General features: G+C 58.9%; 10 protein-coding genes. 3 read left to right on the forward strand and 7 right to left on the reverse strand.

Features of this window, described 5'->3' with window-relative positions:
* Positions 1-137 precede the first annotated feature (137 nt).
* From JJQ51_RS25420 to JJQ51_RS25450, 7 genes are all read right to left on the reverse strand, one after another.
* Positions 138-476, reverse strand: coding sequence for a slr1659 superfamily regulator (locus JJQ51_RS25420; RefSeq protein ID WP_069615114.1), 339 nt, complete (start codon positions 474-476; stop codon positions 138-140).
* Between the two features lie 18 nt (positions 477-494).
* Entirely contained in the window at positions 495-1,049 is a 555-nt protein-coding gene (locus JJQ51_RS25425) for a slr1658 superfamily regulator (RefSeq protein WP_269245471.1), read from the reverse strand.
* Positions 1,050-1,053: 4 nt separating this feature from the next.
* Complete coding sequence (locus tag JJQ51_RS25430; protein ID WP_113353331.1) at positions 1,054-3,414, reverse strand: SpoIIE family protein phosphatase; 2,361 nt, start codon at positions 3,412-3,414, stop codon at positions 1,054-1,056.
* The gene (locus JJQ51_RS25435; RefSeq protein WP_269245472.1) at positions 3,411-4,586 is read right to left on the reverse strand and encodes a class I SAM-dependent methyltransferase; all 1,176 of its coding nucleotides are present in this window, start codon (positions 4,584-4,586) and stop codon (positions 3,411-3,413) included. The genes JJQ51_RS25430 and JJQ51_RS25435 overlap by 4 nt, the downstream gene beginning before the upstream one ends.
* Complete coding sequence (locus JJQ51_RS25440; protein ID WP_246661137.1) at positions 4,583-5,077, reverse strand: ubiquinone biosynthesis methyltransferase UbiE; 495 nt, start codon at positions 5,075-5,077, stop codon at positions 4,583-4,585. The genes JJQ51_RS25435 and JJQ51_RS25440 overlap by 4 nt, the downstream gene beginning before the upstream one ends.
* A 53-nt stretch (positions 5,078-5,130) precedes the next feature.
* Positions 5,131-6,834 (reverse strand): putative bifunctional diguanylate cyclase/phosphodiesterase, encoded by a 1,704-nt coding sequence (locus JJQ51_RS25445; protein ID WP_113331223.1) that lies wholly within the window; start codon positions 6,832-6,834, stop codon positions 5,131-5,133.
* A gap of 387 nt (positions 6,835-7,221) precedes the next feature.
* A complete protein-coding gene (locus JJQ51_RS25450) occupies positions 7,222-8,409 on the reverse strand; it encodes a glycosyltransferase (protein WP_113331222.1) in 1,188 nt (395 codons plus the stop codon).
* Between the two features lie 381 nt (positions 8,410-8,790).
* Between JJQ51_RS25450 and JJQ51_RS25455 the strand changes: the two genes are divergently transcribed.
* Genes JJQ51_RS25455 through JJQ51_RS25465 form a run of 3 tightly spaced genes read left to right on the forward strand, consistent with a single transcriptional unit; the run spans position 8,791 to position 14,658 of the window.
* On the forward strand, positions 8,791-10,059 hold the full coding sequence (locus JJQ51_RS25455) for a polysaccharide biosynthesis/export family protein (protein ID WP_233788494.1): 1,269 nt from the start codon (positions 8,791-8,793) through the stop codon (positions 10,057-10,059).
* A gap of 29 nt (positions 10,060-10,088) precedes the next feature.
* Positions 10,089-13,346 carry a nucleotide-binding protein gene (locus JJQ51_RS25460; protein WP_233789986.1) on the forward strand — a complete coding sequence of 1,086 codons (3,258 nt, stop codon included), beginning with the start codon at positions 10,089-10,091 and terminating at the stop codon, positions 13,344-13,346.
* A gap of 4 nt (positions 13,347-13,350) precedes the next feature.
* On the forward strand, positions 13,351-14,658 hold the full coding sequence (locus JJQ51_RS25465) for a glycosyltransferase family 4 protein (RefSeq protein WP_113353328.1): 1,308 nt from the start codon (positions 13,351-13,353) through the stop codon (positions 14,656-14,658).
* The last annotated feature ends 109 nt before the right edge of the window (positions 14,659-14,767 follow it).

Genomic DNA, 14,767 nt, shown 5'->3' on the forward strand with positions numbered 1-14,767 from the left:
CCTGCGCGACAGCAACAAAGCACCGTGGCTCATCTGAGATCTTGTAAGCGGATAATTCCATAAGGGCGAATGCCCGAACCATGAGCGTTCTGACACCCCGAGGGAGCGGCAAGGATAGGGGCGCGGGCGCTTGATGGCTAGGTCAGGCGCAGATCCAGGCGCGGATGCAGCTTTTTCAGATTTGGCAATGATTTCATCTGCCAGGGAATTTGCGACGAGCCGCAGACGGTAAGATGAACATCCGGATGCTTGCGCGCCTCTATCGTCAGTTTGGCAAGCAGGTTGATGCCCGAAGAATTCAAGAATTGCAGACCGGTGAGATCGAAAGTCGCCTTGCCTCCGCCCCCATGAAGGATCGTCCTGGCCAGATCATAGACCGGTGCATAGGCGTCGGGACCCGCCAGACGCATGGTTCCGTCAAAATAAAGGGTGCTGCCTTCGGACCAGACGCGGAATGCTTCTTCTTTGATTTCCATAAAAGGCCTCTCGCTGGTTCACGCCGATGAAATCGCCATTACGGCATAGGTTTGCAGCTTGATCCGCTTGTGCGGACCATCCTCGTCGAAATGCCAGGCCAACTGGACCTGGTAGTCGCTCATCAATGTCAACAGTCCTAACCCGGATGCATCGTCGCCGGCAAGAACGCTTGCCTCGATCTGTTCTATCAGGAGATCGCCGGGATCGCCGGCCGTAACCCTCAGCAATAATTCCTGGAAGCGTTCAGTCGCGTCGCGGTCGATAAAGTTTCCGATCCGCATCCTGAAATGATGGTCATCCCTCAACGCCTCGATCAGGATCTCGCCCGTGGCGCGGAACTTGATGGAGTTTTCGATGAGCTCGTTGGTCAAATAACCGATATCGTGCCGTACCGTCTTGTATTGGCGCTCGGAAGCACGGAAATCGAGCGCCATCGTTTCCGCGATAAAGTCGGATGTCATGGCCGAATGGCGCCACGCCAAGTGAAGAGGTCCGTCGAACAGGCGAATGCGAAGGGCATTGGTGCCGTCGAACGAAACCAGATGTTCCTTGCCGAAAATTGCTGTTGTCATCTCCTCACCTGTGCCGCATCACCACAAGGGTAATATCGTCATGGATCTTATGGGTCCCGATGTAAGCCATCAAATCGTCGAGTATGCCCTCGACGACTTCTTCCGCAGTCCCGCCATGTAGCCGGCGGGCATCCTCCAAAAGCCTGTCGAAGCCGAACAGTTCGCCCTTCGAATTCTCCGCTTCGGTGACACCGTCTGTATGCAGGACTACCATGTCGCCCTTCTCGAAGGATACTTGCCGCGTATCGATAAAGGGAGCTATGTCGGGCTCGAGGCCAACAGGAAGACCGAGATCGCCTGTATCTATCCGCTCCACCTTGCCGTCCTGGCGAATGATGATCATGTCCTCGTGCTGGCCGGATATGGTCAATCTCTCGCCGTCATAGTCGAGGAACGACAAGGTGAGATGCTTGTCCGTCCGTGTCCGTTCGATGTTCTTGAAGATGGCGCGGTTGAGATCGGTCAGGAATTTTGCCGGATCCATCTCGCCTGCTTCCTGCAGGGCGCGGGCGATCGATTGCACCATTAGCATCAGCACGCCGCTCTCCAGCCCGTGGCCGGTCACGTCGCCGATGCCGATCTTGAGGTTGTTTCCGTTCTGCAGAACATCATAGTAATCGCCGCCGACTTCGTCGGCTGGGCGCATGTAGGCGGCGATCTCCAGATGCTTGATCGCCGTCAGTTCCTTGGCCCGCGGCAGGACCATGAGCTGGATTTGCTTGGCGACATTGAGCTCGGCACCCAGCCGCAGATTTTCGTTCTTCAATTGGCTGTTGAGGGTGGAAATCTCTTCCTTGGCGGCCTCGATCTCCTTGGTCCGGTCCGAGACGAGCTTTTCGAGGTTTTCGGTGTGGAAGCTGATATCCTCCGCCATCCGGTTGAATGCGATGCCGGCCTCAGCCACCTCGTCCCTGGTCGAGATATCGACCCGGACCGAATAATCCTTCGCCTGTATGCGTTTGGCGGCGCTCGCCAGCGCGCTGATGCCGCTGGTGACGCGTTTCGAAGCAGCGAAGACCGCCGCTGTGACGATCATCAGCGACACAAGGACCGCCATGATCTGATAAAGCAGGATGCGGTTGGTCGCCCGCGATATCTCATCCTTGGCGGCAATGAGCGAGGCGTAGATCTCGCGCTCGGGCACGACTATCCCGAGCGACATGACCTCGCGTTGCACCGGTCCATCCACCCAAAGATTGGTCGGGTGCAATTGCTTGACGACCACGAGGTAGGGAACATCCTCTCCCTGCTGGCTAAGGGTAATATGCTGGATCACGCCGTCGGCCTCGAGTGGCAGCGTGGTGATTGCCGTTTGCGTGCTGTTGCGCAAGGATCGATCGACGCCGGTGACGCCCTTGGCGGCGGCATCATTGGCGGCACGCAAGCCGATGACCTTCTCGCCCACGGGATTGATCGCGACGACATTTCCATTCGACATGGCAAGGAAGCCGAAGCCGGTCTGGGCGACTTTCACATGCTCGACGATTTCGGCAAGTTGCGTGAGCGTGATATCAGCGCCAGCGGCACCGGCCACCTGATGCCGATCCGGCGTCCAGAGCGGATGAAAAAAGCTGACGATCAGCTTGCCGGTGATGGCGTCGGTATAGGGAGCGGTCTGGGTGATGTAATCGGCAACCGGCCGTGATGACGGGTTGGAAGCCCATTGCTGCCAGGATTCGTAGAGGCCCGGAAAGAAGAATGTCCAAAAATCGGCGCTGTTATGGCCGGGATAGAGCCGGTCGAAGGTCTGTGCCTGCGTCGTATAGGGAGCGGTCCGGAAAATCGGACGCTCCCTGGGGCCGATATAATACATCTGCAGCTTCGACGCGCCGTTATGCAGCAATGAAGGGGCGACCAGATCGAGCACCGCGCTCCACTCTATGTCTGCCTGTACCTGGGGCAGGGGATGGTGATCCTTATCGAGCAGGTACCCCCAGACACTGATGACGGAGGGCGTGCCGGGCAAGTTCTGTGACCACTGGCCAACCGGGTCGTAGGACACCGTTACGGCACCCGGGGACGCCCTGCTCATGGCGGCCCCCACATCCACGCTTCGCGCGGGGTTGTCGATCTGTCCCTGCAGCACGCCCGCCAGCGCCTTCACGTCGGAATGGACCTGGTCGATCAGCAGGCCGACCTCCGCGGCGGTCGAATCCGCATAGGAGCGAATGTAATCCTGGCTCGCCTTCTCCAGGCCTTGTCCCACTTCCGTCGTGGCGTTGCGCGAAAGACGCTGGACGTTCCAAAGCGCAAGGCCGCCGCTGACGAGCAGGTCGAAAAGAACGGCACCCCCGACCACGAGTAGAAATTTGGCGCGAAAGGAGCGCAGTCCGAGCCGTTGCTTGGCGGTTGACGCGTCTGTCATAGCGGTTTCTGTCCCGAGGAAGCCCAGATCGGCCAGCCGGCATAGCCTCTTGGGTGGAGCGCGGCAAAAATATGGTCGGCGAAACCTTGTTTGAATCGCTCGATGAATGCGGCCGAATCCCCTCTTCGGACCGCCATCTCATCTGCGTAGACATTCCGCCACGCCATGATGATGTCGGCGAAATCCTGGGGATCGCCGTCGAGATTGGTGACCATGAAGCTTTCCATCCGCACATCCTTGAAGCCGGCATCCAGCAGCATGCGGCGGCCCTTGGGACCCATTTCGACATCCATGTCGAAATGGGCAAACAGCTTCGCGACCTCGTTATAGGTCCATTGGATGCTGTCGGCTCTGGGCTCGCCAAGACAATGGGAGTTCTTCTCGTTGGTGATGTAGACCCTGCCGCCTGGCTTGCATATGCGATAGAGCTCGCGCAGCAGAATATCCGGACGGTCGAAGATCTGCAGCGAATGCCTGCAGGTCACGAAATCGAACTGGTCGCTCTCGAACAGCATCTGGGATGCATCGCCATAGGTATATTCGATATCCTGGACGTCGAAGTCGTCCGCGACCTTGCGGGCATATTCCAGGCTCGTCACCGAGTGATCGAGGGCAACGATCCGCGCCGGCTTGAAATCCTTTCGCAGCAGCATGGCGAAATCGCCGATGCCGCAACAGATGTCGGCAATATGCAAACCCTCACGAAGGCCGTGTCGCGGCAATATCTCGCGTTCGTGCCGCCAGGTCATTTTCGTCTGGGTTCGGAGGATCGGGATGAAGCTCTGGTTCTCCACGAACGTCTGCCCGGGATAGAAGGCTGAATCGTAGATCTCGACGGCGATGTTGGGCGACAGATCGCTCAAATGGCGAAACAGCCGCGATGCCCATGCGACGACGCTCGAGGCGACGACCGTCAGTTTGAGATCCGGCCTCGACCGGGTGGCATCGAGGAGTGCATGCGTCAGGGCGCGGAACGCCGTATTGTTCATGTGGATGACGCGCTTCAGATTGATGTAGCAGACACCGTTCACCGTCTCGATACCGTTTCGCAGCAGGGCGAGATCATCGGCGAGCTCGGCAACCGAATGCGGTCTAAGGACTCCCGACAGGGAAAATTCCTGATTGTTGGCATCGAATTGCGCTGTGAAACGGCTAGAGGAGGGGTTGTTCAATTGAGTAGCCTTTCGAGTGCGAGATCCACCACGAAAGTCATCACGCCTGTATCCTGATCGGACAGCTCGATATCCGCATCGTAATTGACGGCAAGGCCAAGAAGGATCGCGTGCTCGGCACGCGCGGCGTCATCGGTGATGACATCGAGATAGTTTGCAAGCGCATGGCCGTTTCCGATGCGCTCGACGATTGCCTGATATGAAGCGCGTTGTTCGGCCGAGCAGGGAAAAGTCAGTTCGATTCGCTCGATCAAGCCATTCCGGTAGAAGCGGCAGGTAAGGGTGCCGCCGCTTTCCCTGGTATGAAACGACATCTCGAAGAGTTCATTCAGGGCTGACGAAAGCAGGTTGGCATGACGGATGGGATCGTGGCGATCATGGCTGACCATGCGTGCCACATAAGCGGCGCATTGGTCGCAATGCGACCAGTCCGCCACCAGGGTCGCCATCTCCATCTCCAGCTCAAGCAATGGCTCGAAGGCCGCGCCCATTTGCACCTCCTCCATGTTACCCCCTCAAGAAATTCCCGAACGAAATGCGAAACTCACGGGCTGGCGTGATATTCGTCGAATGTGGTGACCGGTTGAGTGCGCGCACCCCGCCTTATGAAATCATCGAGCTTGTCGGCGCTGAGCGGAGGGCTGATGCTATAGCCCTGCAGGCGGTCGCAGCCTTCTTCCCGGAGCCAGGCGGCCTGTTGCTGCGTTTCGACGCCTTCCGCGGTCACCCGCATGTCCAGACCGTGGGCAAGCCCGATCACGGAGCGCACAATGGCTTGGCTTTTGCCGTCCTGCAAAATATCCCTGATGAAGTAGCGATCGATCTTGATCGTATCGAAGGGAAAATTCTTGAGATAGCTGAGCGAGGAATATTCCGTGCCGAAGTCATCAAGGGAAATCTGGATGCCGAGCACGTTCAGCGTGTTCAGCGTGTCGAGATTGTTGGTCGTGCGTTCCAGAAGCACGCCTTCGGTGATTTCCAGCTCCAGGCGCTCGGCTGGAAATCCGACGATATCGAGCGTTTGGGAGATGCGATCGGTCAGGCCCGGCGTCAGGAATTCCGCCGGAGAAAGGTTGACTGCGAGCGTATAATGCGCCGGCCATGCCAAGGCCTCGCGGCAGGCTTCTTCCAGCATCCACTGACCGATTTCGCGCATGAGGCCGTCGGCTTCGGCCATGGGAATGAAAGCGGCCGGCGGAATGATCCCGAGGGTCGGATGCCGCCAGCGCAGCAGCGCCTCGAAGCCGACTATATGGGACGAAGACTCCACCAGCGGCTGATATTCGATGAAGAACTCGTCGCGTTGCAGCGCCACGCGCAGGCTTCGTCGCAGCAGCTCCCTTTGTTCGACCACGATCAGCATGGCCGGATCGAAAGTCCGCGCCCGCCGTCGTCCCTCTTTCTTGGCGGCATAAAGGGCGACATCGGCAGCCTTCATCAGCTGTTCCCCCTCGTTGCCGTCGCGCGGCGCAATTGCAATGCCGACGCTTACGCCGACGAAAAGAGAGATGCCGTTGACCGTGAACGGCTTCTTGAATTCGCTCACCAGCGCGTCTGCCAGTCGCTCCGCCTCGAAGGCACGCTGCGGTCCGACCTGGATGATGGCGAATTCGTCGCCGGCGAGACGGTAGACCGTTCCGCCCTCGCCGAGCGCTTCCTTGATTCGTGCGGCGGCGAGTTTCAGCACGATGTCGCCGGCACCGTGGCCGAGCGTGTCGTTGACGGGCTTGAAGTCATCGAGATCGAGCTGCATCAGCGCCGGCCCGATCTTGCCGCTCGCCGGAAGGAGCTGCGCCAGCGCGGTACTGAATTGGCGGCGATTGGGCAATCCGGTCAACGCGTCGTGTGTTGCCTGATGGATCAGCCGCGCTTTTTCACCGTCGTCGGATGGCAGGTTCCCATTCGAGCTTGCCCCGTTGGTTTCGACGATCAGGAGGCCTACTCGAATGTAGGAGACGACAACGTTGCGTTTTCCTCGCCTCGGATCGTCGAGCGGGATCGTGCGAGCTTCACCTGTATCGATTACCTGACGAATGAGCTCGGCAAGCGCCGGTTTTGCAAGTGCCGGATAGGCCTCCCACAATGTCACCTTGTTCCGGGTGGGAAGGCCGATATGCTCTTTGAATCCCTTAGAGGAGTCGAGCAGTTTGAGATCGAGGTTCCAAAGCGAAATAACCGCCTCTAAACCGTTGTCGGATTCGGACTCATATGGAATTTGCTGCGACCGATCCACTCGGTTCTCAGGCATATGGCCTCGTCCTCCCCAAGCCGGTCAAACAAAATCCGGCCATTCTTCAGTTTCAACTGGTCCGTTCGCATCGGAGCGTGCGCATCAACAATCGCAGTCTCATCGATCGTGCGGGCGCAAGTCGTAACTTACCAGAACGTGACAGCCGCTTTAAGCGAATATATTACTAGACCTTCATATTTAGCAATGACTGCTAAAACATGTGCAGATTAAATCGACCGCGGCGATATTATCTGTTTCATTTTGAGTGCTAGAAGATTGCACTCCCAGATCGCACGATGCGTTTAGATTGCAGTGTTTCCATCGGGTGATTTCGATGGCTCCATGGTTGATTCGTGGAGTGTCCTCTTTTCCGATCGACGCCAGCGGTCGCAGTCCCGCCGCCTTCTACTGAAGTGTCCTGCTTTGCGGCTCCATCGCAAGGACCGGCAATTGCGCTTCGCGGCCCCCTTGAACGACAGGGTGGCTGCGAAGCCTTGCGGCCTTGCGAATAAGCAACTCCTCATTGATGATCGCTTGCATGCTCGCGGTGAATTTGCGGGGACTGAACTGTTCCGCATGCGCTTGCAGTGTTTCCGGGTGAAAGCGGTGCTGCATGGCCTCGAAATCGATCACGGCCTTGATCAGCGCATCGACGGACTGCTGGTCGAAGAGAATGCCAGTCACTCCCGGCGCGACCGTTTCCAGCGCCCCCCCACTTCCGTAAGCGATGACGGGTCGCCCGCTGGCCATCGCTTCCACCGGAACCATGCCAAAGTCCTCCTCGCCGGGAAAGACCAGCGCACGGCAGCGCGCGAGCTTTTCTCTCAATATTGGAAATGGGGTCCGGCCGAGAAAAGTGATCGAGGGACCGGCGATACGTTTGAGCCCCTCCGCTTCGCTGCCTTCGCCGATGATGACCAGTTGGCGATTCATCCGGGTAAAAGCCTTCACCGCCAGATCAATCCGCTTGTAGGGAACCAACTGGCCGGCGCAGAGATAAAAATCCTCTGTCGATGGCGCCGGCGTGAAGTCATCGACATTGACGGGTGGATAGACCACGGTCGCGGGCCGCCGATAATACTTGCCGATGCGGTCGCAGACATGATGCGAGTTGGCGACGAAGCGGTCGACGCGCATGCTCGTATTGACGTCCCAGGAGCGCAGCATCGGCGCCAGCATCGGCAATATGAGCCGGGATGCGAGGCCCGCATGGGATCGATAGAAGTGATAGTGATCCCAAAGATACCGCATGGGGGAATGGCAATAGCAGATATGCGTCGCCCGCGGCGACGGGATGATACCCTTGGCCGGGCCGGATTCGCTGGAAATGATCAGATCGTAGCCGGTGAGGTCGAAGCTCTCCAACGCGAAGGGCATCAGCGGCAAGAGCGATTGGTAGGTCTTGGCGGCACCCGGAATCCGCTGAAGGAAGGAGGTGAAAATCTTGTGCCTGCGAATCTTCTCGGAGACACGGCTTTCATCATAGACGAGAGTGAAGATATCGGCGTCCGGATACATGTCGCAGAGCGCCTCGACCACTTTTTCTCCGCCGCGCATCGATACCAGCCAATAATGCACGATCGCTACCCGCATTGCTCTTCCCTCCATGGGTCGAGACAACATTGGGCAGCCGGCAACTTTTGCGACAGGGCCTACATCGGTTCAGCGCGGCATACAAATGGCCGAAGCGAGTGACCAAAAGATTTAGCTGCCGGTATGTGCCTGCACACAAGGATATGCCCATCCGACCAAGAGACGGCAGCGTCGCCTACCTCCCTGCCAGAAATGATAAGCCCCGTTGCTTCGGTAGGGGATTTACACGTTATGCGTTCAGCTGCTGATCTCGCTCCATGGCGCCTTTTCCGTGTGATGGCGCAAGCGATCAAGAAAGCGAGATTTAGACTCATGTCCAGAGTGTGCGCTTCGGCTTACCATTCCATCTCCAGGCCATCTCGATTGATGGCGCCCTGGTTGATGGCGTTGCTTCTTTCCGGCGTGGGGATGCATGGCATGGCGAGTGCTGCGGCGGCCGACGCCTATCGTGTCGGACCTCAGGCGCGGATCAAGGTCGCCATCGTCGAATGGATCGCCGCAACCGGCGAATACAAGGAATGGACGGCGCTGAACGGCGAATATGTCGTGTCGCAATCGGGTTCGATCTCAATTCCGATGATCGGAGAAATGCGGGTCGGCGACAAGACCGTCGAGGACATCAGCGCCGATATCGGCGACAAGCTGAAGCAGATCACCGGTCTGGCGCTTGCACCGACCGCTTCGGTCGAGGTGGTCAAATATCCGATGATCTACGTGTCCGGCGCTGTCGAAAAGCCGAGCGAGCTGGAGTTCAGGCCCGGCCTGACGGTGAAGCAGGCGGTTGCCATGGCGGGTGGGCGTGAGCGTCGGTCCAGCCAGACCGGTGACTACTCGGAGGCGCAGCAGGTCAGCTATGCCGGCGAGATCAGCCGGATGGAGCTGCAGCTGAAACAGCTCGGCGCCCGGCGGGCCCGCCTGATGGCCGAACTCAACGATCAGCCGGCGATCACATTCCCGCCGGAGATCAAGGCCGCTCCCGAGGGATCGGCCATCTGGCAGATCATGACGAGCGAAGTAGACCTGTTCAATGCCAGGGCAGATGCTCTGCGTCAGCAACTCGCCGCCGCCGCGGATCTGGAAGTGCTGCTGCGCAACGAAATCAACATCCTTGATGAGAAGATGTCGTCGCAGGACGAGCAGGTGAAGATCGCGCAGGACGAGTTGAGCGACATTTCCAAGCTGGTCGACACGAAGATCCTGACCACCTCTCGGAAAACCTCGCTGGAGCGGATCGTCGCCGAGATGCAGGCAGGCAAGCTGGATCTTGTCGTTGCTTCGATGCAGGCAAAGCAGAAGCTGAGCGAGACCGAACGTGACGCGCTCAATCTCAAGGGCCAGCGCAAGACCGATGCCGGCCAACTGCTGCAGACTACCGAGACCGAAATCGAGGATACCAAACTAAAGCGAAACACGACGCTGCAACTTCTGCAGCTTTCGGGCGCTTCGCTTTCGAGGAGTCAGAGCATGAAGGCGCTCGATCTCCAGCCGATGGAATACTGGATCACCCGCAACGGCGACGAGGCCAATGCGATCAAGGCATCGGAAGCGACCGTGCTGCAGCCGGGGGACGTTCTGGATGTGCGCTACAATATTTCCGGAAGCCTGGACGGCACGGCGCTTTCGTCTGCCGATACCGGCCAATCTCAATAGTGATAAGCGAGCAATGTGGGGCGACAATCATGGCAATTCACGAGATCGGTAAGGGCTTGCGCAGCATTCCTTCGAGCGCCAAGGGGACAGGGGGCAGCGAATATATCTCCTTTCGTGACGTCTGGCGTTTCCTGCAGCGCCACTGGATGATCTTCGCACTGTTTACGGGGGCGGGCCTCGGCGTCGGCGGCTTCTACATGGCGACCACCCAGCCGGTCTATTTGGCGACCACGCGGCTCGTCATGGATCCAGACCAGGGACGCATCGTCTCGCAGGACGCCTTCACCGGAACGGTCATCATCGAGGCGGCGGAAATCGCGAGCCAGGTCGAGATCGTCAAATCCGAGGCGATCGCGCGCGCGGTCGTGCAGAAACTCAATCTCACGGAAGATCCGGAAATAGTCGGCGGCATGTCCTGGCAGGCGACGCTGCATGACAAGCTGCGCGCACTCTTCAGCTACTTCAAGCACGGCGATGATGGCAGCGCGAAAGTGGAAACCACGGAGGATGATCTCATGCGCCGCACCATGGCCTCCTTCCTCTCCAGGGTCGAGGTTACCCGCGTTGGCCAGTCCTACATTCTTGAGATCGGATATAGTTCGGTCGATCCGCAAAAGGCGGCTCTGGCGGCGAACGCGATTGCAGAGGCCTATATCAGCACCGGCCTGTCGGAGCGGGCATCGGCAGCGCAAAGTGGTGCCAAATGGCTGGAGACACGTTTGATCGAAGTCGGACGGCAAGCTCGCGAGGCGGCGATGAATGTTGAGGAGTTTCGCGCTAAAAACGGCATCATGGAGATCAGTACATCGTCATCCCTCGATCAGCAGCAACTATCGGAGATCAGTAGTCAAGCAGTCGCGGCCAAGGCACAGACGGCGGCAGAATCAGCCAAGCTCGCGACACTCAACCAGCTGATGTCGGGTGGTAAAGTCGAAGGCGATGTCGATGAGACGATGAACAATCCGCGCATACAGAAGCTGCAGGAGGATCTCGGAGCTGCGACAATCAAATTGAACAACCTTACCGGCAGATATGATGCCGATAATCCCGCCATCATTGCCGCGCAGCAGGAAATCGATCGAATAAAGGGAGATATGCGCAAGGAGTTCGAGCGTATCCAGGCAGTCTACAAGGTAAATCTGGAAGTCGCCCAAACCCGCGAGAAGCTGCTCAGCGATGAATTGGCGTCGCTTAAGGACGCCGGAACGGACAAGAATCTGGCAAGGGTGGAGCTGTCGGAGATGGAAAGCCGCGCCACCACCTACCGACGGATGTATGAAAGCATCCTGCAGCAGCTGATTGGCGCGCTGCAAAAGGAATCGTTTCCGCTTGGCAATGTTCGTGTCGTGACCGCGGCCGCCGTGCCGCTGGCAAAGAGCTGGCCGAAGTCTTCCTTCGTCCTGCCCTTCACGGCCATGCTCGGCCTTGCGGCCGGTGTCATGGCGGCGCTCTTGCGGGACGGCCTGGATCGCCGCGTCAGCTCCAGTGAAAAGCTGCGGCGGGAATTGGGGATCAGCTCTCTCGGCCACGTGCCCGTCTACATGAGCCCGTCCTTCCTGCCGGGAAGAATGGCGGCCGCCAACGCGGGCTGGCGACGAACGATGCTGCCGTTGAGATCCGTGCTCGATACGCCCTATTCGCAATTTTCGGAAGCCTTGCGTGGTGTCAAGCACTCGATCGATTCCGCATTTCCGCCGAACGCACCCATGGTGATCGGCATCACCTCGGTCGGCACCGGCGAAGGCAAGACCACGATCGCGACCAATCTCGCGCAGCTCTATCAGCACGAAGGTGCATCCGTTGTGCTCGTCGACGCCGACTTTCTCAATGCGAGACTGAGCTGCGTGGTTACCGAAGCCGGCACGGATTTCGGCATGGAGGCCTTGAGCATCAACGATGCGCCGCGCCGCTATGCCGTCGCCCATGAAGGCGGCCTGCTTGTCGCGAAGGCCGAGCATGAGCCCGAGGCGGAAGTCATGCAGGCCCATGGTGGCGTCCCGGTCGTCACCGTCGACGAGACCGAAAAATCCGTGACCGCTTTTCAGCGCTATGGGCATCTGCCCGCGCTGAAGGCTGAGATCGACTTGTTGCGCCGGCGATACAAGGTCGTCATCGTCGATATGTCTGCCTTCGAGGATTCTGCCGATACCCGCGTCATCTGCACCTATCTCGAGGGCATTGTCGTCGTCGTCGGTCAGACGAACAAGATGACGGTGGAGAGGCTGTCGGACGCGCTGGCAAGCTTTGGCACGACAACGATCAATATCCTCGGCATCATCGCCAACCGCAGCCATGAGAGGCGCCACCGCCAGGACAAGCGGCTTTGGCGCCGCCGTCAGGATCGTCGCCAGGTGCGCGCGTCGGCGCGACGACTTACGGGCAGCGTAACGGGCCGGCCCTTGAAGATCACGCTCGGTGTTGCAAGCTCCGGCCGCCGCGATATCCTGTCGTCCATCCTCCCCCATGTTGCCAGCCAAACACGGAAGCCGGACGAGATCGTCGTCTGCCTTTCCTCCCCGGAAGACATCGATCCGAGCTGCCTTAGAAATCTCGACATTCCGGTGCGGGTGCTTATCAGCGAGCGCGGGCTCTGCCGTCAGCGCAATCGCATTCTCGACAGCGTTCAGGACGCGGATATCGTCCTTTTCCTCGATGATGATTTTCTGATGACGCCTGCCTATATCGCAGAAACGGAACGACTGTTTCAGCTGCAGCCGGATGTCGCCATGTGCACCGGCACGGTCTTGGCCGACGGCATTACCGGACCGGGCATTTCCGTTCGTGACGGCTTACGATTGGTCGGCACGGAGCGCCGCCGCCGCTCCGAGCCCTCGATGCAAATCCGATCTGTTTACAATGCCTATGGCTGCAACATGGCGATCCGCATGGCCGTCGTCAAAGCCGCGGCCCTGCGTTTTGACGAGAACCTACCCTTCTATGGCTGGCTCGAGGATGTCGATTTCAGCAGACTCGTGGCCCATTACGGCCAGGTCGTGAGCGTCAAGCAACTCGAAGGCGTTCATCTCGGCACGAAAGGTGGCCGACCGGGCGGTGTTCGTCTCGGCTATTCGCAAATAGCCAACCCGCTCTATCTCATGCGCAAGCGCACGATGAGCGTGCCGCAGGCAACAATGCAGATCGGCCGCAATCTCGCGGCTAACCTCGTCAAGGTCTGGCGACCGGAGCCTTGGGTCGACCGCAAGGGCCGCCTTAAGGGCAATGTCATCGCGCTTCGCGATCTCCTCAAGGGCAGGTTGGCGCCCCAAAACATCGAAGCGCTGGAATAATCCGGTGGCACGCTCATCCGACCTCGATCGTGTCGTCATCATCAACGACCGCTCCGCCAGGATAGGCGGAGCATCGAATCTGGCGATGCTCTCGGCCACTTTGCTGCAGGAAGCCGGGGTAGCCGTGACCTACTTCGCCGGCGATGGCGCCGGCTCCGAACAGCCAGCGGCCGACACCATCAATCTGGCCGCACAGCCGCTAACGCAGCAGCCGCGTCTCAGCGCACTTGCCAGCGGTCTTTATAGCCATCGGGCCTATGAAGGCTTGAGCGCTCTCATGTCGCGCGTCGATACCAAGGGCACTATTTATCATGTCCACGGCTGGTCGAAGATCCTATCGCCGTCGATTTTCCGCGCCCTATGGCCGGTTCGGGACCGAGTCGTCCTGCACGCTCATGACTATTTCCTCTCGTGCCCGAACGGAGGATTTGCCAATTACCGGAGAAGCCAGGTCTGCCCTCTGACGCCGATGTCGCTCGGCTGTCTGGCGACAAACTGCGACAAGCGCGGCTATCACGAGAAGATCTGGAGATCGGCCCGCCATATGGTGAGGGAGCATTATTACCCCATCCAGCAATTTGCCGCCAATATCATCGTCGTACATCAACGTATGCGCGAATACTTCGCCCGCGGCCAGATCAACATGGGCAATATCGAGGCAATTCGCAATCCGGTCGAACCCTTCCTCGATCATCCTACGGAGCCATGGAAGAAGCGCGATTTCTTCTTTGTTGGTCGGCTGGAGCCGGAAAAGGGATTTGAAGATGCCGCGATCGCGGCGCGGCTTGCCGGTGGAAAGCTGCAGATCATAGGCGACGGCGCCGGCCGCGGTCGGCTGGAGCGGGACTTTCCCGAAGTCGTCATTCACGGCTGGAAATCCAAGAGTGAGATGCGGAACATCCTTTGCGACGCGCGCGCCCTCGTCATTTCCTCCCGGGTGCCGGAACCTTTCGGATTGGCGGCGCTCGAGGCCGTGACGAGCGGCATACCGGTGATCTTGCCGGATACCGCGCTTCTCGGCGACGAACTCGCGATGCTCGGATGCGGACTGACCTTTCAGGGCGGCAAGGTGGAAACGCTGGCAAGCGGAATGCGCCGGCTTGCCAGCGATGACATACTTCTTCGACGGATGAGCGTGAATTGCCTCCGCCGATCAGGCGAGCTGGCGCACACACCTGTCTCATGGCGCGACGCATTGCTTACCCTGTACGATCGTGTTCTCGACCGCGCAAACGCTGCCAGAACGAACTTGCGGTCGACCTTGGACGACGACTTTTCAGCCGCCCATCGACTGATCGACGAAGCGGGCTGAGGCTTGTGGGTAGCTCTGTGCCCGGCGTCCTACGCCAATGGGACTAACCCAATGTCCGCAGGGTCAATTGTCAAGGATTGGGGCAGCTGGCAGCCTTTGAAGGAAGCAT

It is taken from the genome of Rhizobium sp. AG207R (assembly GCF_027109195.1).
In the GTDB taxonomy this organism is placed as follows: Bacteria; Pseudomonadota; Alphaproteobacteria; order Rhizobiales; family Rhizobiaceae; genus Rhizobium; species Rhizobium dioscoreae.